Origin of the sequence: Actinomycetospora lemnae, assembly GCF_028737315.1 — a bacterium.
Taxonomy (GTDB): Bacteria; Actinomycetota; Actinomycetes; order Mycobacteriales; family Pseudonocardiaceae; genus Actinomycetospora; species Actinomycetospora lemnae.
Map to the genome: position 1 here is coordinate 13,655 of NZ_JAQZAO010000019.1, position 22,717 is coordinate 36,371.

The window sequence follows — 22,717 nt, forward strand, 5'->3', positions numbered from 1 at the left end:
CGGACCACGTCCGAGTGCGCGGCATCGCGTGCTCAGGCGCGGGTCAAGCGCTTGCGTGCCCACGTGTGCCACGACGCGGGCAGGCCCGGCGCGTCGAGCAGGCGGGCCGCGCGGTCCCGGTCGTGGTGGAAGATCGTGAACGCCTCGGCGACGGAGACGCCGTCCGTCGGCCGGTCGGTGACCTCGATCGCGTCACCGGCGGTGATCGTGCCGGGGCGCACGACCCGGAGGTAGACGCCGGGGCGGTCGGCGGCGGCGAAGCGCCGGGGCAGGGTCGGGTCGCCGGCGCGCAGGCCGAGCTTGAAGCACGGGATGCGGGGCTGGACGACCGCGAGCTCCGCGGTGCCGACGTGCCAGTGCTCGCCGATCACCGCGGCGCGCAGGTCGAGGCCGGTGGTGGTGAGGTTCTGGCCGAAGACCTGGTCGTCGAGCGGGCCGAGCTGGGCCCGCCACCAGGCGAGGTCCTCGTCGCCGTAGGCGTAGACCGCCTTCTCCGGGCCCCCGTGGTGGACGCGGTCGGCCTGCTCGTCGCCGACCAGGCCCTCCGGCCCGACCTCGACCGGCCCGTCGACGGGGTCCTTCCAGATCGCGGTGGTCGTCGTCTCGCCGACGCGGCGGCCCGGGACCTCCCGCGGACGGCCGAGGGCGACGGTGCGGATCCTCATGACGGTGCCTTCCCGGTGAGGTCGGGGCGCAGGGGCGCGACGGTGCGGTGGCGCCAGGCGCCCCACCAGAGCCCGGCGCCGTACGCGAGGTCGTCGAGGCGGTGCGCGACGACGTGCGTCGCGGCGTCGAGGGGGCCCGCGCCGGGCGGGCGGAAGCGCCACCAGTCGGCGAGCCCTTCGGCGACCGCCGCGGCGACCGTGGCCCGTCGTAGTCGTCGCGAGACCAGCGAGCCGGCCACGGCCGCGGGCCACCAGTGGCGCGTCAGGGCCCCCGCCGCCTGCCACACCGCTCCGCCCAGCCCCCACGGCGCCAGCACCGCCGCCAGGCGGGCGGCTCGCGCCGTGCCAGCGAAGTGCCGTCGCAGACGTTGAGTGTCCGTATCGGTACTTCGATCACGACGCCGGGACCGGGCGAGCTCCCGCGCCAGGCGGGCCGTGGCGGCGAGCGTGACCGCGCCCGCCGCGGCCGTGCTCCAGGGGCGCTGGAGCCCGAGCAGCGTCACGGTGGCCGCGGTCCACGGTGCGAGCGCGACCGGGGGCACGCGACGCGGGTGGCGCAGGGCGAGCGGCGCCGCGCCGGTGCCGTAGAACGCCTTGCGCGCGAGCCACGGGCCGACGGCGTCGCGGTGCTCGTGCGCCACCTGCGAGGCCGGCTCGTAGCGCAGCCGCCAGCCGTCGCCGGCCAGGCGCCAGACGAGGTCGACGTCCTCGGCGACGGGCATGTCCTCCGCGAACCCGCTGCCCAGCGCCTCGCGGCGGACGAGGAGCGCGGCGCTGGGGACGTAGGCGACCCGCGATCGCGCGGTGACCGGTGCGGGGCGGGCGCCGAGGTCGAGGCTGGACCGTCGTTCCTCGTAGCGGGCGACCGCCCGGCGCGCGACCGAGCTGGGGGCTTTCCTGGCGTTGGACGCCAGCGTGGACGCCAGGCTGACAACCCCGGACCTCGCCCCGGTCCAGGCCACGATCCGGGGGGCGGCGAGGGCGACAGCGGGGTCGGCGAGGTGCCCGAGCAGCGGGGCGAGCCAGCCCGGCTCGGGGACCACGTCGGAGTCGAGGAACGCCACCAGCGCGCCGGACGACGCCGCCGCGCCCGTGTTCCGCGCGGCGGCGGGACCCCGCGAGACCGGGTGCCGGACGACGCGCGCGCCCCGCTCGTCGGCCACCCGCGCCGTCGCGTCGGGGTCGTTGGAGCCGTCGTCGACGACCACCACCTCGCCGAGCCCGGGCGCCGTGTCACCCAGGGCGTCGAGGAGCCGCGCGAGCTCGGCGGGGCGGTCGCGCACGGGCACGACCACCGAGACGTCGACGGCGTCGGGCGCCTCGGGGTGCGACGGCTCCGGGTGCGCGACGCCGGCGTCGGTCAGCAGGCGCGCCAGCGCCGCGGACGTCGCATCGTCGACGACCAGCCGCGCGCCGGGCGGCACCACCCCGTCGGGGCCGGCGAGCCGCGCGACCGCCCCCGGCGCCAGGTGCAGCACCCGCGGCGGCGAGCCGCCCACCAGCGTCCGGCCGCCGTCGACGCGCAGGACCCGGCGGTCGAGGACGACGGCCCACCCCGACGGCAGGCGCGCGGGGCGGGCGGGGGCGAGCGTGGGGGTGGCGATGGGCGGCGAGTCTAGGCAGCGCGCGAGGCGCGGTCAGCGATCCAGCACACGCCGGACGTCGTCGTCGGTGAGCTGTCCGAAGTCGTCGTACGCGTCGCCGACCGCCCGGAAGTCCTCGGGCACGAGCACCGCGACGACCTCGACGTCGCCCACCCGCTCCAGCGACGGCGGCGACGCGACGGGCACGCCGAGCACGAGCCGCGCCGGCCCGGCGGCGGCGATCGCGCCGAGGGCCGCGCGCACCGTCACCGCGGTCGCGATGCCGTCGTCGACGAGCACCACGTCGCGGCCCGGGACGCGCGGCCGCCACCCGGCGCCGTAGGCCTCCTCGCGGCGCGCGGCCTCCGCCCGCTCGGCGGCGACGGCGTCGGCCAGCGCGTCCGAAGTCAGGCCGGCGCTCTGCAGGGCCCGCTCGAACCACACCGGCTCGCCGTCGACCGCGACCGCGCCCAGCCCGGCCTCGGGCCGCCCCGGCGCCGTGATCTTGCGGGCGACGCCGACGTCCACGTCCGCGTCCAGTACCCGCGCCGCCGCGACCGCCACCGGCACGCCGCCCCGCGCCAGCCCCACGACCAGCGGACGGTCGAGCCCGACGTCGGCGAGCCGCTCGCCCAGCGCGTGCCCGGCGGCGGTCCGGTCGGCGAAGCGGTCCACCGACCCGATGCTAGGTGGCGCCGACGATCGACTTCGTGACCTGGCTGAGCGCGACCGGCCGGTCCGGCCCGTCCTCGAGGCTCGCGGTGACGCTGACGAATGCGACATCGCGGGCCCGCTTGGCGAGCTTGCCGACCACGCGCACGCGTTGCCCGGCGCGTGCCGCGCGCAGGTACTGGGTGGAGATCTGGTGGGTCACCGCGTGCTGCGCGGGCGTCAGCGTCGGGAGCACGGCGAGGTACCCGGCGAGCTCGATGGCGGCACCGAGTGCGGCGGCGTGCGCGGTCGCTGCGGGCGTGACGGCGAGGCCCGCGACGGGCAGGACGACGCCGTCGAGGGGGGCGTGCGGGTCGACGAACTCGACGCCCAGCGCGTCGGGGAGCGCCACCGCGAGCGCGGCCTCGGCGCGGGCCAGGAGATCGTCGCCGGTGAGCAGTCCGGTCATGCTGCCCGAGTGTCCGCCGGGGGTGTGAACGGCGCGAGGACGTGCGTGGTCGGGCCGCGGTCGTCCGGGCGCCGGGCTCAGGTGAGGCGGCCGGTCGCCTCGTCGACGATCCACCGCTCGGACGCCGTGCGGAGGCCGGCGACCATCACCGACACGGTCTCCGCGCCCTCGCCACCGCTCGCGCCGCTCGGGTCGCCGAGCACGCCGGACGGGCTGACGTCGCGGACCGAGCCGGCGGCGATCGCGGGCATGAGCTCGCGCAGGGGCGCGGTGTTGCCGGGGGCGGCGAGGTCCTCGCGGACCGTGTCCGGCGCGAGGGCGAGCATCACCGACGTCTCGTGGCGCCCGGCGTGGGCGTCGGCGCCCGGGACGCCGCACGGGAACCAGGCGGCGTCGCGGCCCTCGGCGCGCAGCATCGGCACGGCGACCCGCAGCGCGCCGACGTTGCCGCCGTGCCCGTTGACGAGCAGCAGCCGGCGGGCGAAGCGGCACGCGGAGCGCCCGAGCTCGACGATCACGGCGGCCAGGGTCTCGGTGCCGATGGAGACGGTGCCCGGGAAGCCCTCGTGCTCGCCGGACGCGCCGTAGGGCAGCGCCGGCGCGGTCGGCAGGCCGCTGCGTGCGGCGACGGTGGCGGCGACGGTGGTGTCGGTGCCGAGCGGCAGGTGGGGGCCGTGCTGCTCGGTCGCCCCGATCGGGACCAGCAGCAGCGGGACGTCCTCGCACTCGGCCCACCGGGCCTCGCCGATCTGCACCCCGCCGACCCTAGGTGAGCGGACTTTCCAGCTATAGCTCGAAAGATCGCTCACGACGGCCCTCGTGAGTGGTCGGCGCGCCTATAGCCGCGCCAACTGCTCACATGCTGCCGTACCCTCGCGGACCGCGGCGTCGATGCCGCGCGGGGCGAGGCAGTCGCCGACGCGGACGACGGGGACGTCGAGGGTGCCCAGGTCCGGCACCACCGGCGTCGGCGGGCCGGCGTGCACGACCCAGTCGGCGGGCCACGCCGTCACCTCGCCCGTGAGGTGGTGCAGCACGTCGAGGACGAGGCCGTCGCGGCAGGCGAGCACCACCCGATCGGTGTACTCGGCGATCCCGACCTCGGCGGCGCGGCGGCGCCAGCGCTCGCGGTCGAGGGTCGGGGCGAGGTCGCCGGCCGCCACGAGCGCCGGGGTCAGCGTCGCCACGGACGCGCCCCGGCGCGCCAGCAGCTCCGCGGTCGACGTCGCCGCGTGGCCCCGCCCGTCGTCGACGACCAGCACCCGCCCGCTCGGCGCGACCCGCCCGGTGAGCACGTCGGTGACGTCGACGACCCGGGGGTGCCCGCCCGCCCAGGCCGGGAGTGCCGGGCGGGCGCCGGTGGCGAGGACGACGGCGTCGGCACCCTGCACGTCCTCCACGGGGGTCCGAAGCCGCACGACGACCCCGAGGTCGCGGGCCTCGTGCGCCAGGTCGGCGACGAGGTGCGCCAGCTCCCGGCGCTCGGGGGCGCGCGACGCGATCGCGAGCTGGCCGCCGAGGACGTCCGAGCGCTCGGCGAGCGTCACCGCGTGCCCGTCGCGCGCCGCCGCGACCGCCGCCGCCAGCCCCGCGGGCCCGCCGCCGACGACGAGGACGAGGACGCGAGCGAACGGGGAGTTCGCGCGCGTAGAAGCAGCGAGATACCCGTTCGTTGCGAAGGACTCGCGACCGGCCACAGGGTTGACCGCGCACCCCAGCCGCTGGTTGAGGCCCACGCGCGCGATGCACTCCTGGTTGCAGCCGATGCACCGCCGTACGCGCCCGCCCCGCAGCGCCTTCGCCGCGAACGCGGGGTCGGCAATCTGTCCCCGCACGACGCCCACGAGGTCGCACGACCCCGACGCCACGGCCTCGCGCGCCTGCTCCGGCGTCGTGAACCGCCCGACCCCGAGCACCGGCACCGACACGGCCGCGCGCACCGCCGTCGGCACGTGCGCCGCGTACCCCGCCGGCACGCCCATCGGCGGCTCGATGAGCGGCAGCGTCCGAGTGGCGACGCCGACCGCGGTGTTGACGTAGTCCACGAGCGGCTCGACGGCGACGGCGACCCGGACGGCGTCCTCGGTGCCCAGCCCGCCGGCGAACCCCTCGTCGCCCTGCAGGCGTACCCCGAGCACGCCGTCCGGGCCGAGCGCGGCCCGCACGGACTCCAGGATCGCCACGAGGAACGGCAGCGCCCGCGGCGAGGCGGCACGCAGCGCGGCGGAGCTGCCGCGCCGGAGGCGGGCGTCGGCCGACACCAGCTGCCGGATCAGCGACGCCTGCGAGCACTGGATCTCGACGCCGTCGAGCCCGCCCGCCCTGACGTGTGCCGCGACCAGCCCGAACCCGTCCACCAGCCGCGCCAGCCCCGCGTCGGACAGCGGCCGCGGCACCTCCCCGAACATCGGGTCGGGCTCGTCGTCGGCGCCGTCGACGGGTGCCCGGGAGTACAGGGAGGACGACTGCCCGCCGTTGTGCCCGAGCTGCGCCAGCACGAGCGCGCCGTGGGCGTGCACGGCGTCGGCGATCGCCCGGTAGCCCGGCACGACGGCCGGGTCGGTGCCGTCGACGAGCTTCTCGTAGGGCCGGTCGGCGGGGTCGACCGACTGCTCCTCGGTGATCACCATGCCGACCCCGCCGGCGGCGCGGGCGCCGTAGTACGCGGCGTGCTGCGCGGTCGGTCGGCGCGCCACCGCCGCGTCCGTCAGGTGCGCGGGGAAGACGATCCGGTTGCGGACGACGCGCGACCCGAGCCGCAGCGGCTCCCCCAGGACGCTCACGCGAGCAGCTCCCGCGCCGCCGCGCGCCCCTCGCGCACGGCCTCGGCGACGGTCCGGGGCGCGACGGCGTCGCCGACGACGACCAGCCCGACCCGCGACGGCACGGCCGGCGCGCGCCGCGGCCCCGCGTCGACGAGCACGGCCGCCGGCCACGACGACACCGCGCCCGTCACGACGTCGGCGACCGTCACGACGCCGTCGGCGAACCCCACGACCGACGACTCCCTCACCCGCCGCACCCCGGCGCGCGCGAGCCGGGCCTGGGCGTCGACGAGGTCCCCGGTGCGCGCGAGCCCCGGCCCGACCAGCAGCCCCGGCGCCACCACCGCCACCTCGCGGCCCTCCCCCGCGAGCCGCTCCGCCAGCGCGACCGCCGCCCCGTCACCGACCGGGTCCTCGATCACCACGGCCCCGGGGGCGACGCCGTCGCGCACCGCCGTCGCGATCGGCACCCCGCGTCCGGGGCGGTCGACGCCGCCGGTCGCGAGCACGACGAGCCCGTCGGACGGCACCTCGCCCACGACCCCGAGCTCGACGGCCACCCCGAGCGCCCAGAGCTCCGCGCGGTACCAGGCGACGAGGTCGGCGAAGCGCCCCCGCCCGGGCAGCCCGGACACGTCGCGCAGCAGCCCGCCGAGGGCGTCGGCGCGCTCCACCACCCGCACCGCGGCGCCGCCGAGCGCGAGCGTGCGCGCGGCCTCCAGCCCCGCCGGCCCGGCGCCGATGACGAGCACGGAGGCATCGGTGGGTGGGACGGCCGGGAACGGAGGCGCCACCGTGCAGCCGATCCGCGGGTTGCGGACGTCGCGCACCCGGCACTGCTGGTTGGTCAGCACGCACGGCCGGACCCGGCGACCCGCGCGGACACGGGCGACGAGCTCGGGGTCGGCGAGCTGGGCCCGGGTCATCTCGACGAGGTCGGCGTCACCGGACGCCAGGACCTCGGAGGCCATCGCGACGTCCACGACGCTACCCGCCAGGACCGTCGCGACGCCGTCCGCCCGGACCGCCCGGCACGTGCTCCGCAGGAACCCCGGCTCCGTGTGCCCGTCGGGCCGCGTCGCACCGACCGTCAGCGCCGAGCCCCGCACGGGCACGACGAGGTCGACGAGACCCGCCACCCGTTCCAGCACCGACGAGGCGAGCACAGGCGTGATCCCCGCCCACGGCGCCAGCTCGTCGACGGTCAGCCGCAGGCCCACGACCGCGTCGTCGCCGACCGCGTCCCGCACCGCCGTCAGCACCTCGACCAGCAGCAACGCCCGGTCGGTGCCGTAGGCGTCGTCGCGGTGGTTCGTCAGCCCGGACAGGAACTGGCGCAGCAGCGCGTGCTGGCCCGCCTGGATCTCGACGCCGTCGCACCCGGCCGCGACCGCGGCGGCGGCGGCCGAGGCGAACCCCGCCACCACGTCGGCGATCCCGGCGACGGACAGGACCGCGGGCACCTCCCCGCTCGCCGGGTCCGGCACCGCCGACGGCGCCCACAAGGGCCCGCGGGTGTACGCCGACGACCCCTGCCCGCCGGCGTGCCCGAGCCCGGCGAGCACGACCGTCCCGGACGGCCGGCACGCGTCGGCGACCGCCCGCCAGCCCGGCGGGCAGGACGAGGCCAGCGGTGCGTCCTCGTAGGGGTGGTCGGCGGCGAGCACCGACGCGACCTCGGTGACCACGACGCCCGAGCCGCCGACCGCCCGGGCGCGGTAGTGCGCGACGTGGTCGCCCGACAGCGCCCGGGGACGGTGCGGGTCGGCGAGGTGCGTGACGTGGGGACCGAACAGCACCCGGCTCGGCGCGGTGCGCCGGCCGAGCACGATCTCCTCGCCCAGCATCGGCGGGACGGTAGTCCGGGACGGCCGGGTCGGCCGCGTGGCGAGCGCTCACCCCGTCTTCCGCGCCCGGAATCCGCCGGAGCGCGCCGGGCGACCTCGTCGCACGAATGACACCCGATCGTGGCCGATCGTGCCTGCGCAGCGGCCTGTTGATCACCGAGCGTCACCGTGTTACCCGTTTGTGACGTGATCGACGGTCCCCACCGGTCGCGTTTCGCAGTCGGAGCCACCGAGGTACAGCCTCCGACGGCCCGTCGCGGAGGTGACCACCACGCGCGGCGGGACGACCCGCTGTCGACCGCCGACGTGCCCCGCGGGACGTCGGAGGGGGGAACCACCCGGTGATCGATCAGTGACCGCCACCGAGACGACCACGGAGCTGCCGCTCGGCCTCGGACCGCAGCGCGCCCCCGAGGCGCGTCTCGAGCACGTGTTCGAGCGCACCGCCGACGCGACGCCCGAGGCCACCGCGATCGAGCACGAGGGCCGGCCCACGAGCTACGCCGCGCTCGACGCGCGCGCCAACCAGCTCGCCCACGTCCTGCGGGACCGCGGCGTGCGGCCCGGTGCCCGCGTCGCCCTGTTCCTCGAGCGGTCGCCGGAGACCTACGTCGCGCTGCTCGGCGCGCTCAAGGCCGGCGCGGCCTTCGTCCCGATCGACCCCGAGTCGCCGGCCGACCGCGTCGGCTACGTCCTCGACGACGCCGACGTCGACCTCGTGCTCACGTCGGACGCGCTGTGCGGGACGGTCGCCCACAGCGGCCGCCCCTGGCTCGCCGTCGACGCCGAGTCCGCCGCGCTCGACCACGCGCCCACCCGGCGCCCGGACCGCCGCGGCCCGCCCGGGGAGGCCGACCCCGCCGCGTACGTCATCTACACCTCCGGCTCGAGCGGCCGCCCCAAGGGCGTCGAGGTCGCGCAGTCGAGCATCACGAACTTCGTCGCCGTCGTGCCCACCGTCTACGACGTCCGCCCCGACGACCGGGTGCACCAGGGCATGACGATCTCCTTCGACTTCTCGATCGAGGAGATCTGGCCGACCTGGGCGGTCGGCGCCACCCTCGTGATCGGCCCGAACGACGAGCGCCGCCTCGGCGCCGACCTCGCCGACCACCTCGAGCAGGCGGGGATCAGCGTCCTCTACGCCGTCCCGACGCTGCTCGCGACGATCCCCCGTGACCTGCCCGGACTGCGCAGCGTCCTCGTCGGCGGCGAGGCGTGCCCCGCCGAGATCGTCGAGCGGTGGGCGCGGCCCGGGCGCCGGATGCTCAACACCTACGGCCCCACCGAGGCCACCGTCACCGCCACCTGGTGCGAGCTCGTGCCGGGGCGACCGGTGACGATCGGGCGCCCGCTGCCGACCTACGGCGTCGAGCTCCTCGACCCCGACGACGACGGGTACCGCCCGGTCGCGCCCGGCGGGGTCGGCGAGATCACCCTCGCCGGCCCGGGCGTCGCGCGCGGGTACGTGGGCATGCCCGAGAAGACCGCCGAGAAGTTCCTGGCGCGGCCCGAGGGACGCGTCTACCGCACCGGCGACCTCGGCCGCTGGACCGACGACGGCGAGGTCGAGTACCTGGGGCGCGCCGACGCGGAGGTCAAGGTCCGCGGGCACCGCGTCGACCTCGGCGAGATCGAGAGCGTGCTGCTCGCCGACCCCGCCGTGAGCAGCGCCGTCGTCGCCCTGCAGGACGGCGACCTCGCGGCCTACGTCGTCAGCGACGACGCCCCGGACGCCCTGGTCGCCCGCCTCACCGAGCTGGCCCGCGACCGCCTGCCGGCCTACATGATCCCGACGACGCTCGACGTCCTCGCCGCGCTCCCGACGCAGGCCAGCGGCAAGGTCGATCGCTCGCAGCTGCCGCCGCCCACCGGCCGGCGCCTCGTCGCCGCCACCGGGCCCGTCGTGGCGCCGCAGGGCGAGCTCGAGGAGCAGATCGCCGCGATCTGGGCCGAGGCCACCGGCATCCCCGCCGCGGAGCTCTCGGTCGAGGCCGACTTCTTCGACGAGCTCGGCGGGCACTCCCTGCTCGCCGCCATGACCGTGACGCTGATGCGCGAGCGCGGCGTCGGGGGCAGGGCGGGCGGGGGTGTCGCCGTGCGGGACCTCTACGCGCACCCGAGCGTGCGCGCGCTGGCCGCCCACCTCGGGACCGCCGGCGCCGGCGAGGCGACCGCGGCCGCGGCCCGCCCGGGCCCGGTCCGCCACTCCGGGCGGCGGGTCGCGGCGGCGGGCGGGGTCCAGGCGGTCGTGCTCTACCTGCTGCTGCTCGTCGTCACCCTGCCCCTGAGCTGGGTGTACACGGCCAACGACGGCACGGTCTCGACCGAGGTGCTGACCCAGGTGCTCGTCGCCGGCGCCGCCGCCTGGCTCGGCGTGCGCTGGGTGCTGCCCGTGCTGCTCGCCCGCCCGCTGGCGGCGGGGATCCGTCCGGGCCGGTACCGCCTGTGGGGCCCGACCTACCTGCGGCTGTGGACGCTCGACCTCGTCCTGCGCCAGGCGCCGCTGCCGGTGCTCGCCGGCTCGCCGTTCCTCGCGCCGTACCTGCGGCTGCTCGGCGCCCGCGTCGGGCGCCGGGTCCACGTCGCCTCCGCCGACATCAACCTCCCGCGCCTGCTGGACCTCGACGACGACGTCGCGGTCGGCTACGGCGCGGTGCTGCACGCGTGGGCGGTCGAGGACGGCTGGGTCGTCGTCGGTCCCGTCCACCTCGAGCGCCGCGCGGTGGCGGGCGCGAACAGCGTGCTCGCCCCCGGCAGCCGCATCCGCGCGCGCGGGATGCTGGCCGAGCAGTCCGCGCTGGGCCGCGACGAGGTCGTCCCCGCCGACACGACGTGGGCCGGCTCGCCGCCGCAGGAGGTGGCGGACCACGACGCCGCGCTCGTCGCGATGCGCTCCGCGGGCCCGCTGCCGGGCTGGCGCCTGCGCCACCTGCCCGCCGCGCTCGCCGGCCTCCTCGGTCTCGAGCTCGCCGCGGTGCTCATGGTCGTGCCGTCGGTGCTCGTCGTCTGGGGTGCGCTGCTCGGCGCGGGCGTCCTCGCCGGACTCGCCGCGACGCTGCTCGCCGGCCCGGTGTTCGTCGTGACGGTGTGCCTCGTCGTCGCGGTCGGGCGCCGGCTCGTGCTGCCGCGCACGCCGGTCGGCATCCACCCGGTGCGCTCGCCGCTGGGCCTGCGCAAATGGGTCGCCGACGCGCTGCTGGCGTACAGCCTCGCGTTCACCAACTCGCTCTACGCGACGCTCTACACGGTGCCGTGGCTGCGGCTGCTCGGCGCGCGGGTCGGGCGCGGTGCGGAGGTCTCGACGGCCGCGCACCTCGACCCCGACCTGCTGACGCTCGGCGAGCAGAGCTTCGTCGCCGACATGGCGAGCGTCGGCGCCGCCACCTACGCCGACGGCCGCATGCTGCTGCGCCCGACGCGGGTCGGCGACCGCGCGTTCGTCGGCAACGCCGCGCTCGTCCCCTCGGGCGTCGGCACCGGCGACGGGTCGCTCGTCGGGGTGCACACGGTGCCGCCGCCCGAGGGCGTGCCCGACGACTCGTCGTGGCTCGGCTCGCCCGCGATGCACCTGCCCCAGCGCCAGGACTCGGGTGACCACCCCGTCGAGGAGACGTTCTCGCCGGACCGGCGCCGGGTCCGCCGGCGCCTGGCCGTCGAGCTGGTGCGGGCGACGCTGCCCGCGTCGCTGCTCGGGATCGGGCTCTACGGCTACCTGCTGGCGCTCTCGCTGGTCGCCCGCGGCCGGGAGCTGCTGCCGGTCGCCCTCGTCGCGCCGTTGATCGCCCTCGTCGCGAGCACCGCGATCGTCGCCTACGTGGTGGCCGTGAAGCGCCACGTCGCCGGCACCTACCGGCCGCGGGTCGCGCCGCTGTGGGACCCGTTCGTGCGGCGCACCGAGCTCGTCACCGGGCTCTACGAGGCGGCGGCCGTGCCGACGCTGCTCGGGATGCTCACCGGCACCCCGTTCCTGCCGATGGCCCTGCGCCGCTTCGGCGCCCGCATCGGGCGGCGGACCTGGATCGCGACGACCTACCTCACCGAGTTCGACCTGGTCGAGGTCGGTGACGACGCCGCCGTCGGCCCCGCGGTCTCGCTGCAGACACACCTCTTCGAGGACCGGGTGATGAAGATGTCGACGGTCCGGGTCGCGCCCGGCGCCACGGTCGGCGCGCGCTCGGTGGTGCTCTACGACGCCACCGTCGGCGCGGACGTCGACCTCGACGGGCTCTCGCTGTTGATGAAGGGCGAGGAGCTCGGCGAGGGCGGGCGCTGGCGCGGCATCCCGGCGCGGGGCGTCGCGGAGCCCGACACCGCCACCACCACCGCCACCGCCACCGCCACCGCCACGGGCGACGCGCCGACCGTCGAGCTGCCCCGCCTCGCGGGGACGGCCCGGTGAGGGCGCTGGTCTACCGGGGGCCCGCGAGCCTGCCCGGCTGCCCCGAGGCCGTCGCGTCCGTGCTCGACGCGGTCGGGCTCGACGTGCGCTACGTCGGGCCGCGCGAGGACCTGGCCCTCACCGGGCCGGTGCTCGCCGGCGCCGACCTGTACGCCCAGCCCGGCGGCGGCACCCTGCGGCAGGGCTGGCGGCGGATGCGCCGGCACCGCCGGGCCGTGCGCGACTTCGTCGACGGCGGCGGGCACTACGTCGGGTTCTGCCTCGGCGCCTACCTCGCCGGCGCGACGCCCGGGTTCGGGCTGCTGCCCGGCGACACCGACCAGGCGCTCGACACCGAGGACGACACGGTGGTCGAGGTCGACTGGGGCGGCCGTCGCCGGGCGGTGTACGCCCAGGACCCGGCCGCGCTGCTGGTCGACGGGCGCGCCGACGTCCTCGCCCGCTACCCCGACGGGCAGGTCGCGGCCGCCGTCGCCCCGTACGGTGCCGGGCGCGTCGGCGTCGTCGGCCCGCACCCCGAGGCCACCCCCGACTGGTTCACCGACGCCGGCCTGCCGGTCGCCCCCGACGCCCGTGACCTGGCCCGCGACCTCGTCGCCCACACCCTGGAGGGCACCCCGTGAGGGCCGTCATCGTCCTCGTCGCGCTGCTGGCCGCGATCGCCGGCTGCGCCACCCCGCCGGCGCAGGCCGCGCCCTGGCCGGAGCGGCCGTCGGTCGACCTGTCCTACGACCTCGCGCCCGACCTGCGGGGCGCCACCGGCCGCGAGGCCGTGACGTTCACGCCGGACCAGCGGATCTGCGAGCTGGTGTTCCGGACCTGGCCGAACGCGCCGTCGCCGGCGTCGGAGGGCAACGCGCTGCGGGTCACCGACGCGACCGTCGACGGGCGCCCGACGACGCCCGTCGTCCGATCCGCCGGAGCGCCGCCCGGGGCGCCCGGGACGCTGGTCGAGCTGCCGCTGCCGTCGTGCGTCGACGCGGGCACGACCATCCGCGCCGAGCTCGGGTTCACGCTGCGCCTCGGCGTCGACGCCGACGAGCGCCTGGGCACCTCCCCGTCCACCGGGACCGCCTGGTTCGGCTCCGCCTTCCCGATGCTCGCGTGGGTGCGCGGGCGGGGCTGGGTGCGCGACGACGCCGTCCGCATCCCCGGCGAGACCGCCGTCAGCGAGGAGTTCCGCCTCGACGCGCTGCGCGTCACCGCGCCGGAGGGCGCCGCGGTCTCCGGGGTCGGCCGCGCCGAGGGCACCACGCCCGGCCCGCGCCCCGGCACGACCACGCACACCTTCCGCGCCGACGGCGTCCGCGACGTGTCGGTCGCGGTCGGCGCCTACCGGGTCCTCGAGCGCGAGGTCGCCGGAGGTACCCGGCTGCACCTGTTCACGCCGGTCACCGGCACCCGCGTCGACCCCGAGCGCTGGGCCGCCGAGATCGACGGGGCGCTGGGCCGGCTCGAGGACATGCTCGGCCCGATGCCGCAGCCCGACCTGTGGGTGGCGATCGCGCCGTCGCAGTCGTCGGGCATCGAGTACCCGGGCGCGCTGCAGTTCGGCGACACCGCGCCGCGCCAGCTGCCCGAGCTCGTCGCGCACGAGCTCGCCCACCAGTGGTTCTACGCGCTCGTCGGCAACGACCAGGGCCGCGACCCCTGGCTCGACGAGGCGTTCACGACCTACGCGCAGGCCCGGGTGACGGCCACCGAGGACGACGACTATGCCCTCGAGGACGTGCCCGAACGCCTGCGCGGCGACCTCGGCCTGCCCATGTCCGCGTGGGCCGAACGCGGCTTCGGGCCCTACAACACCGGCGTCTACGTCCAGGGCGCCGCGGTGCTGCTCGCCGCGCGCGAGCGGGCCGGCGCCGAGGCGTTCGACGACGCCCTGCGCGCCTACGTCGCCGACAACGCCCACCGCGTCGCGACCCCCGACGACGTGGCCCGCGCGTTCGCCGACCTGCCCGCGGTGACCGACCTGCTCACCCGCGCCGGCGCGCTGCCGCCCACCTGAGGAGCCCACCCATGACCGCTGCCCCGCTCGCCGACACGCGGGCCGACGCCACCGAGCCGCGCACCGAGCCCGTCCCCGCCGTCCCGTCCCCGGGGCGTGTCCTCGGTGTCGACGCCGCCCGCGGTGTCGCGCTGCTCGGGATGATGGCCGTGCACGCGCTCTACGTCGCCGACGCCGCGGGCCGCCCGACCTGGGTCGGCACGGTCGCCCTGGGCAACGCCGCGGCGCTGTTCGCGGTGCTCGCCGGCGTGGGCGTCGCGTTCCTCACCGGCCGGGCGCGGGTCCGCCCCGGCGCGGGCATCCGGCGCGCGGCCGCCTCGCTGACGGCGCGGGCGGTGGTGATCGGCGTGCTCGGGCTCGCCGTCGGGGACGTCACGGACCCCGAGATCGCGACCGTGATCCTCCCGTCCTACGCCGTGCTGTTCCTGCTCGCGATCCCGCTGGTGCTCCTGCCGACCTGGGTCCTCGTCGGGGGCGCCGTGCTGGGCGCGGCCGGGATCCCGTTCGCGAGCCACCTCGTGCGGGCTCACCTGCCCCTGCCGGAGCTCGGCAACCCGTCGCTGTCGTGGGTCGTCACCGACCCCCTCGGGCTCGTGCGCGAGCTCTTCCTCACCGGCTCGTTCCCGGCGCTGTCGTGGCTGCCCTACCTCGCGGTCGGGCTCGCGGTCGGGCGGGCGCGGCTGCGCTCGCGGCGGCTCGCGGCCGGGCTCGCCGGGGGTGGGGTCGCGCTCGCGGCGGCCGCGGCCGGGACGTCGGCGCTGCTGCTCGGGCCGGGCGGCGGGCTCGCGCGGATCACCGGGGCCTCGTCCGGCCTCGACCCCGCCGTCGTCGGGGAGGCCCTGACGATCGGCCCGGACGGGACGACGCCGACCACGACCTGGTGGTGGCTCGCCGTCGACAGCCCGCACTCCTCGACGCCGCTCGACCTCGCCCGCACGATCGGTGTCGCGCTCGCCGTGCTCGGGGTGATGCTGCTGCTCGACCGTGTGGGCGGGCCCGTCGTCGCGGTGGTGCGGGCGCCCCTCGCGGCGGCCGGGGCGATGACGCTGACCTTCTACACGCTGCACGTCCTGTTCGTCGGCTCGCCGGTGGACGTCTACGAGCCGATGGCCGGCTACGTCGTGCAGGTCGTGGCGGTGCTGGTCCTCGGGACGGCGTGGCGGGCGACCGCGGGGCGGGGGCCGCTGGAGACGGTCGCCTCGGCGGCGGGTGCCCGCGCGGCGCGGTGGGTCGCGCCCTGATCAGCGGGTCCTCCCCGGGCGGGGTCGGGTCTTCCCTACTCCCCGGGCGCCGCGGCGGCCCCAGGCTCGTGATCGTCCCGCTCGAGCCCGCCGTTGGAGACCGCGATGACCTACCACCTCGGTGTCGACCTCGGTACGACGGCCACCACGGCCGCCGTGCACCGTGCCGGCCGTGCCGGTGTCGTCATCCTCGGCGAGCGCAGCGCGGCCATCCCCTCGCTGCTGCTCTGGCCGGCCGAGGGGTCGCCGCTCATCGGTGACGACGCCGAGCGGCGCGCCGCCGACGAGCCCACCCGCATCGCCCGCGGCATCCGTCCCCGCCTCCTCGACCCGGTGCCGTTCTCGCTCGGCGGCGCGCCCTTCGCCGCGAGCGCGCTGCTCGGGGTGCTGCTGCGCCGGGTCGTCGACCTCGTCGCCCAGCGCGAGGGCGGGGCGCCGGACGGCGTCGTCCTGACCCACCCCGCGACGTGGGGCTCGGCGCACCGCGAGGCGTTCGCCGACGTGGCCGCCTCGCTCGGGCTCGGCGAGGTCGCCCTCGTGACCGCGCCGGAGGCGGCCGTCACCGACCACCTGGCGCGCCGCGGTGTCGTCGCCGTGGGGACGCTCGCCGTCGTCGACCTCGGCGGCGGCAGCCTCGACGCGACGGTGGTGGCGCACGGGCCCGGCGGGCTCACGGTGCTCGGGCGGCCCGAGGGCGTCGAGCACCCCGACGACGAGGAGCCGACCGAGGAGTGGATCCTCGCCGCGCTGCACCGGACGCTCGCGAGCGCCGGGCTCGGCGCGGCCGACCTCGACGGCGTCCTGCTCACGGGTCGCTCGACGCGGATGGGCGTGCTGGCGGCGTCGTTGACCGCGGCGCTCGGCCGCCCGGTCGAGGCCGGGCCGGAGCCGGAGCACGCGGTCGCGATCGGCGCCGCGCGGCTCGGCGCGCACGTCGCCGCGCCGGCGGCGCCCCGCCCGCCCCGTCCGGTGGTGGACGCGGAGCCCGTGACCGCGATCGTCGAGCACCCCGTGCCAGCCGCCGTGGGAGCCGTGGGAGCCGTGGGAGCCGCGGGCGCCGCGGGCCTCCCGGCCCCGTCGCCGGCCGGCCCGGTCGTCGCGCCCCCGCGGCGACGGTCCCGGCGTGGCCTGGTCGCCGGGCTCGCCGCGGCCGCGATCGTGCTGGGCGCGGCCGGTGGGGGCACGCTCGCGCTGCTCGGCGCCGCGTCCCCGGCCGTCGCGGCCCCGCCGGTGACGGTCCCCGCGGCGCCGGTCGCGGCGGAGACCACGACCACCACCACCACAGAGCCCGCCGAGGAGCCCGCCGAGGAGCCGGACGCGTCCGAGCCGACCGTCGCCTCGGTGGCCGAGACGTCCACGTCCGACACCACCACCCACGCCGTGACGCCCCGGACGCGCACGACCACCACCACGGCGACCGCGGACACGTCGGACCACCGCCCCCGCGGCTCCCACGACGACCGGCAGGACGGGGGACGCGACGACGGACGCGACGACTCCGGCCGCCACGAGGGAGGGACCGAGGATCCCGACCCCGACGACCCGGGCTCCGACCCGTCCACCGGCGACGACACCCAGACCCCGCCCGACCAGCACAGGTGATCATCGGCGAGCACCGCCTGAGCGCCGTCTGAGCGCCGCCTGCTCTACGGCTGGGCGAGGCCCGGGGTCGTGCCAGCCTGGCGTCCACGCTGGCGCTCAACGCCAGGATTTCCCCCAGCTCGACCCCGGCCGGTCCGGCACCCCTCGCCCGTGATCGTGGTGGGTTTCCTGACGTCTGACGCCAGCGTGGACGCCAGGCTGAACAACCTCGGTGCGCTAGTGGGCGCGGGCGCGGGGGGTGCGGGCGAGGGCGGTGCCGAGCTCGGCGGTGGTGAGCTGGTGGGGGGTGTCGAAGCCCTCGCGCACGATCGCCGCGCCGCGCACGTCGTGGTCGGCGGTGTAGTGGTTGGTCACCACGACCGTCGCGAGCCCCGCCGCCAGCGCCGCCCGCAGGCCCGGGCCGGAGTCCTCGACCGCCACGGTCCGCGCGGCGTCGACGTCGAGCCGGGCGAGTGCCAACCGGTAGGCCTCGGGATCGGGCTTGAGCTCCGCGACGTCGTCACCGCACACCACGACCTCGGCCGTCCCCGCGCCGAGCAGGTGGGCGAGCAGCGGCTCCACCCACGCCCGCCGACCCGTCGTCGCGACGGCGATGCGCACGCCGTGGGCGCGCAGGTCGTCGACGAGCGCGGGTAGGCCCGGGCGCGGACCGATGTCGCCGCGCCGGACGACGTCGACGAACAGGTCGGTCTTCGTGCGGTGCACCGCCGCGGCGACCTCGTCGGCGTCCTCGAGGCCACGAGCCCGCAGCACCGCCGCGACCCGCTGCCGCCCGCCGGTGATCGTCAGCAGCTCGCCGTAGTGCTCGACGTCCCACGACAGGTCGAGGCCGTGCGCCGCGAACGCCTCGTTGAACGCCACACGGTGCCCGTCGCGCTCGGTGTCGGCGAGGGTGCCGTCGACGTCGAAGACGACGGCCTCCGGGAGACGCCGGGGCGCGGCGCCCGAGCCGTCGGAGGGCAGGTCGGCGATCACCGCGCGGCCTCCGTCAGGTGGTAGAGCAGCAGGAGCTGGGCGATCGCGAGCGGCTCGCTGCGCCCGTCGCCCAGCCGCCCGAGGCACTCCGGGGTCTCGGTGTCGGGCGCGCCGAGCGAGGTCCAGATCGCCTTCTCCACCGCGAGGCTCTCCTCGCGCGGCACGTAGCCGTGCACGTGCAGCGACTCGACCGGCCGGCCGTCGGGGTCCCGCTCGAGCTTGAGGTGCATGGCGCGCGAGAGCCCGGGCTGCAGGGCCTCGGTGAGGTCGGGGTGGTCGATCGTCGGCCGCATCATCATCGTCGCCGACAGCGGGGTGTCCGGCGGGTCGTCGCGGCTCTCGATCGGCGCGAAGCGCACGACGAGGTCGGCGTTGGCCCGCTGCGGGCGGATGTAGGCCTCCGACTCCGGCTCGCGGCGCTCGAGCTCGGCGAGCACCTTCTCCTCGGTGTAGCCGCGCTTGCTCGTGTCCCGCGCGACCTTCCACCCGCGGCGGATCTCCTCGGGCGGGTCGAGGAAGACGGTGACGTCGAAGCAGGCCCGCGACAGCTTGCTCCACAGCGGGAACAGCCCCTCGACGATGACGAACTCGGCGGGCTCGACCAGCTCGGGACGCACGAGCTGTCCGGTGCCGTGGTCGTAGACCGGCTTGAGCACGGGCGCGCCCGTCGCCAGCAGCTGCAGGTGCTGCTCCATGATCTCGAGGTGGTTGCAGTCGGGGTGGAGCGCGGTGAACGGCAGGTCCTTGCGCTCCTCCCGGTCGTAGCGGTGGTAGTCGTCGGTGCACAGCGACACGCACCGCTCGGGGCCGAGGGCCTCCACCAGACCGCGGGTCATCGTCGTCTTGCCGGCGGCGCTGTCCCCGGCGATCGCGAGCATCACCGGGCGACGCTGTGGCGGCACCCCGCCGGCGCGCCGGATGCGCAGGGACTTGTCGGGCACGAGGTCTCCCTTCGTCGATCCGGACGCTAGGGATCGCCGGCCGGCCCGTACTCCCCCGTGACGGGGGGTGCGGCGGGGGAGACGCAGCGGAGCGGAGCTCGACCGTCGAGGGGGAGAACGCAGCGGAGCGGAGCTCGACCGTGGAGGGGGAGACGGCGCCGGGTGGCGTCCCTAGGGTGGGTCGGATGACGGGGACCGCACCGCTGCGCGTGGTCCTGGTCGACGACCACGAGATGGTGATCGTCGGCCTCAAGGCGATGCTCGCCCCGTTCGCCGGCCGGGTCCGGGTGGTGGGCAGCGCGAACGGCGCCCGCGAGGCCCTCGACGTCGCGGTGTCGCTGGCCCCCGACATCGTCCTGTGCGACGTGCGCCTGCGCGGCGACAGCGGCCTCGACCTGTGCCGCAGCCTCGCCGAGCGGGCGCCGGGGCAGAAGGTCGTGCTGCTCTCGGTCTACGACGACGAGCAGTACCTCTACCAGGCCCTCCGCGCCGGGGCGGCCGGCTACCTGCTCAAGCACATCGGCGGCGAGGAGCTCGTCCGCCACCTCGAGCTGGCCGCGTCCGGCACGACGGTCGTCGACGCGACGATGGCCGGCCGCGCGGCGGCGTCGGCGGCCCGCCTGGAGCGCGACGAGTTCTGGCCCGGCGCACACCTGGGGCTCACGCAGCGCGAGAGCGAGGTCCTCGCGCTGCTCGTCGCCGGGCACAGCAACCGCGCCATCGCCGCCGAGCTCGTCATCGGCGACGAGACGGTGAAGAGCCACGTGCGCTCGCTGCTGCGCAAGCTCGCGGTGCCCGACCGCACCGCCGCCGTCGCCGCGGCGCTGCGCGAGGGGGTGTTCCGGTGAGGGACACGGCGCGGGGCGGAGCTGGACCCGTGAGTCAGCCCCGCGGCCTGGGCCTCGCCGACCCCGAGCGGGAGAACGCCGTCCTGTTCGCGATCATCGAGGCCGCGACGAGCGGGCCGGGCGTGGAGCCGCTGGCCGCCGCCGTCGCACGCGTGATCACCGAGGCCACGGCCACCGACGTCTGCTTCGTGCACGTCCTCGACGACACCGAGCCGTCGCTGACCCTCGCCGGCGCCACGCCGCCGTTCGACGCGCAGGTCGGCGTGGTGCGGCTCCCCCTCGGGACGGGCGTGACGGGCTGGGTCGCGAGCCACCGCGAGCCCGTCGTCATCCCCGCCGACAAGCAGGACGACCCGCGCTACGTCGCCATCCCGGAGCTGCGCGGCGAGGCGTACACGTCGATGGTCTCGGTGCCGATGGAGAGCGAGCCGGCGGGCCTGGTCGGGGTGCTCAACGTCCACACCGTCGCGCGCCGGGAGTTCGACGACCGCGACGTCCGCGTGCTGCGCACCATCGGGCGGCTCGTGGCGGGCGCGGTGCACCAGGCCCGGATGCACCGCCGGCTCGCCGCCCGCGAGGAGGCGCACGGGCGGTTCGCCGAGCAGATGGTCGCGGCGCAGGAGGCCGAGCGGCAGCGGCTGGCGCGCGACATCCACGACGGCATCTCGCAGCGGCTGGTGACGCTGTCGTTCCACCTCGACGCCGTGCGCACGTTCCTCGACCGGGCCGAGGCGCAGGCCGCGCGGACCGACCTCGCCACCGCGTGCGACCTCGTCCTCACCACCCTCGACGAGGCCCGCGCGGCGATCGGGGCGCTGCGCCCGCCGGTGCTCGACGACCTCGGGCTCGCCGGCGCGCTCGCCGCCCTGGCCCGCGGGCTGCCCGACGCGCGTGTCGTCCTCGACCTCGACGACCGCCGCCTGCCCGAGCACGTCGAGGTCGCGCTGTACCGGATCGCGCAGGAGACCCTGCAGAACGTCCTCAAGCATGCCGGGGCCGACGAGGTCGACGTGCGCCTGGCGGCCACCGACGGCGGGGTGCAGCTGACGCTCGCCGACGACGGCGTCGGGTTCGACCCCCAGGACGGCCGGGCGGGCGTCCACGGCTACGGCCTCGCCTCGGTGCGCGAGCGCGCGGAGCTCGTCGGCGGCACCGTGCGGGTGATCTCGCGGCCGGGGACCGGCACGTCGGTGACCGTCACCGTCCCCCTCGACGATCAGGCGATCGACGAAGGGTCCGCCCGGAACACTTGATTGTCCTGCACAGGATCGGCCCGCACGCTCAGGAGCATGGCCGATCGATGGAGCGCGGGCGTCATCCCCTACGCGGAGATGGGGTACTGGCAGCCCGACTACGAACCGAAGGACACCGACCTGCTCTGCGCGTTCCGCGTGACGCCGCAGGACGGCGTGCCCCCCGAGGAGGCGGGCGCCGCGGTCGCCGGCGAGTCCAGCACCGCGACGTGGACCGTCGTCTGGACCGACCGGCTCACGACCTTCGAGCACTACCAGGCGAAGTGCTACCGGGTGGAGCCCGTGCCGGGCGCCGAGGGCCAGTGGATCGCCTACATCGCCTACGACCTCGACCTGTTCGAGGAGGGGTCGATCGCGAACCTGACCAGCTCGATCATCGGCAACGTCTTCGGCTTCAAGCCGCTCAAGGCCCTGCGCCTCGAGGACATGCGGATCCCGCCGCACTACGTCAAGACGTTCCAGGGCCCGGCGCACGGGATCGTCACCGAGCGCGAGTACCTCAACAAGTTCGGCCGCCCGCTGCTCGGCGCGACGACGAAGCCGAAGCTGGGCCTGTCCGCGCGCAACTACGGCCGCGTCGTCTACGAGGCCCTGCGCGGCGGGCTGGACTTCACCAAGGACGACGAGAACATCAACTCGCAGCCGTTCATGCGCTGGCGGGACCGCTACCTCGCCTGCATGGAGGCGGTGAACCGGGCGCAGGCCGAGACCGGCGAGGTCAAGGGCCACTACCTCAACGTCACCGCCGCGGACATGGAGGACATCTACGAGCGCGCCGAGTTCGCCCGCGACCTCGGCAGCGTCATCGTCATGGTCGACCTGACCGTCGGCTACACGGCGATCCAGTCGCTCGCGAAGTGGGCGCGGCGCAACGGCGTGATCCTGCACCTGCACCGCGCCGGTCACGCGACCTACACCCGCCAGAAGAACCACGGCGTGAGCTTCCGCGTGATCTCCAAGTGGATGCGCCTCGCCGGCGTCGACCACGTCCACGCCGGCACGGTCGTCGGCAAGCTCGAGGGTGACCCGGCGTCGGTGCACGGCTTCTACGACGTGCTCCGCAAGGGCCGCTACGCCGCCGACCCGTCGAAGGGGCTGTACTTCGAGCAGGACTGGGTGTCGATGCCCGCGGTGATGCCGGTGGCCTCCGGCGGCATCCACGCCGGTCAGATGCACCAGTTGCTGCACCACCTCGGCGAGGACACCGTCCTGCAGTTCGGTGGCGGCACCATCGGCCACCCGATGGGCATCGCCTCGGGCGCCGAGGCCAACCGCGTCGCCGTCGAGTCGATGATCAAGGCGCGCAACGAGGGCCGCGACTACCTCGCCGAGGGCCCGGAGATCCTCCGCGACGCCGCGAAGCGCAACAAGCCGCTGGACATGGCCCTGTCGACCTGGGGCGACGTCACCTTCGACTACGCGTCCACCGACACCGTCGACGCCACCCCGACGCCCGCCTGAGGAGCA

Annotated in this window: 17 protein-coding genes; 8 read left to right on the forward strand and 9 right to left on the reverse strand. The window is 76.8% G+C overall.

Annotated elements, in window-relative coordinates; translation table 11 throughout:
• Positions 1-32 precede the first annotated feature (32 nt).
• The 7 genes from PGB27_RS27495 to PGB27_RS27525 all read right to left on the reverse strand — a co-directional run bounded on the left by PGB27_RS27495 (position 33) and on the right by PGB27_RS27525 (position 7,980).
• On the reverse strand, positions 33-665 hold the full coding sequence (locus tag PGB27_RS27495; RefSeq protein ID WP_274203639.1) for an MOSC domain-containing protein: 633 nt from the start codon (positions 663-665) through the stop codon (positions 33-35).
• Positions 662-2,164: a glycosyltransferase gene (locus tag PGB27_RS27500; RefSeq protein ID WP_274203640.1), complete on the reverse strand. Its 1,503-nt coding sequence runs from the start codon at positions 2,162-2,164 to the stop codon at positions 662-664. The genes PGB27_RS27495 and PGB27_RS27500 overlap by 4 nt, the downstream gene beginning before the upstream one ends.
• 138 nt (positions 2,165-2,302) lie before the next feature.
• Positions 2,303-2,923 carry a phosphoribosyltransferase gene (locus PGB27_RS27505; RefSeq protein ID WP_274203641.1) on the reverse strand — a complete coding sequence of 207 codons (621 nt, stop codon included), beginning with the start codon at positions 2,921-2,923 and terminating at the stop codon, positions 2,303-2,305.
• 10 nt (positions 2,924-2,933) lie between these two features.
• A complete protein-coding gene (locus tag PGB27_RS27510; RefSeq protein ID WP_274203642.1) occupies positions 2,934-3,368 on the reverse strand; it encodes a PaaI family thioesterase in 435 nt (144 codons plus the stop codon).
• A gap of 77 nt (positions 3,369-3,445) precedes the next feature.
• The gene (gene mftE / locus PGB27_RS27515; protein WP_274203643.1) at positions 3,446-4,123 is read right to left on the reverse strand and encodes a mycofactocin biosynthesis peptidyl-dipeptidase MftE; all 678 of its coding nucleotides are present in this window, start codon (positions 4,121-4,123) and stop codon (positions 3,446-3,448) included.
• 81 nt (positions 4,124-4,204) lie between these two features.
• A complete protein-coding gene (locus tag PGB27_RS27520) occupies positions 4,205-6,151 on the reverse strand; it encodes an oxidoreductase (RefSeq protein ID WP_274203644.1) in 1,947 nt (648 codons plus the stop codon).
• Complete coding sequence (locus PGB27_RS27525; RefSeq protein ID WP_274203645.1) at positions 6,148-7,980, reverse strand: oxidoreductase; 1,833 nt, start codon at positions 7,978-7,980, stop codon at positions 6,148-6,150. Before PGB27_RS27525 ends, PGB27_RS27520 begins: the two co-directional genes overlap by 4 nt.
• A gap of 352 nt (positions 7,981-8,332) precedes the next feature.
• On the opposite strand from PGB27_RS27525, the gene PGB27_RS27530 reads away from it, so the two are divergent.
• The 5 genes from PGB27_RS27530 to PGB27_RS27550 all read left to right on the forward strand — a co-directional run bounded on the left by PGB27_RS27530 (position 8,333) and on the right by PGB27_RS27550 (position 17,233).
• On the forward strand, positions 8,333-12,382 hold the full coding sequence (locus tag PGB27_RS27530) for a Pls/PosA family non-ribosomal peptide synthetase (RefSeq protein WP_274203646.1): 4,050 nt from the start codon (positions 8,333-8,335) through the stop codon (positions 12,380-12,382).
• Positions 12,379-13,005: a BPL-N domain-containing protein gene (locus PGB27_RS27535; RefSeq protein ID WP_274203647.1), complete on the forward strand. Its 627-nt coding sequence runs from the start codon at positions 12,379-12,381 to the stop codon at positions 13,003-13,005. The genes PGB27_RS27530 and PGB27_RS27535 overlap by 4 nt, the downstream gene beginning before the upstream one ends.
• Complete coding sequence (locus PGB27_RS27540) at positions 13,002-14,390, forward strand: M1 family aminopeptidase (protein ID WP_274203648.1); 1,389 nt, start codon at positions 13,002-13,004, stop codon at positions 14,388-14,390. The genes PGB27_RS27535 and PGB27_RS27540 overlap by 4 nt, the downstream gene beginning before the upstream one ends.
• A gap of 11 nt (positions 14,391-14,401) precedes the next feature.
• Positions 14,402-15,631, forward strand: a complete 1,230-nt coding sequence (locus PGB27_RS27545) for a heparan-alpha-glucosaminide N-acetyltransferase domain-containing protein (RefSeq protein ID WP_274203649.1) — start codon at positions 14,402-14,404, stop codon at positions 15,629-15,631.
• Between the two features lie 105 nt (positions 15,632-15,736).
• Entirely contained in the window at positions 15,737-17,233 is a 1,497-nt protein-coding gene (locus PGB27_RS27550) for an Hsp70 family protein (RefSeq protein ID WP_274203650.1), read from the forward strand.
• Between the two features lie 216 nt (positions 17,234-17,449).
• Here PGB27_RS27550 and PGB27_RS27555 read toward each other — a convergent pair whose 3' ends face one another.
• Positions 17,450-18,208: an HAD-IA family hydrolase gene (locus PGB27_RS27555; protein WP_274203651.1), complete on the reverse strand. Its 759-nt coding sequence runs from the start codon at positions 18,206-18,208 to the stop codon at positions 17,450-17,452.
• Positions 18,205-19,149: a phosphoribulokinase gene (locus PGB27_RS27560; protein ID WP_274203652.1), complete on the reverse strand. Its 945-nt coding sequence runs from the start codon at positions 19,147-19,149 to the stop codon at positions 18,205-18,207. The genes PGB27_RS27555 and PGB27_RS27560 overlap by 4 nt, the downstream gene beginning before the upstream one ends.
• Positions 19,150-19,334: 185 nt before the next feature.
• On the opposite strand from PGB27_RS27560, the gene PGB27_RS27565 reads away from it, so the two are divergent.
• Genes PGB27_RS27565 through PGB27_RS27575 form a run of 3 tightly spaced genes read left to right on the forward strand, consistent with a single transcriptional unit; the run spans position 19,335 to position 22,711 of the window.
• A complete protein-coding gene (locus PGB27_RS27565; protein WP_274203653.1) occupies positions 19,335-19,997 on the forward strand; it encodes a response regulator in 663 nt (220 codons plus the stop codon).
• Positions 19,998-20,026: 29 nt separating this feature from the next.
• A complete protein-coding gene (locus tag PGB27_RS27570) occupies positions 20,027-21,250 on the forward strand; it encodes a GAF domain-containing sensor histidine kinase (protein ID WP_274203654.1) in 1,224 nt (407 codons plus the stop codon).
• A 36-nt stretch (positions 21,251-21,286) separates the two neighbouring features.
• Entirely contained in the window at positions 21,287-22,711 is a 1,425-nt protein-coding gene (locus tag PGB27_RS27575; RefSeq protein WP_274203655.1) for a form I ribulose bisphosphate carboxylase large subunit, read from the forward strand.
• The last annotated feature ends 6 nt before the right edge of the window (positions 22,712-22,717 follow it).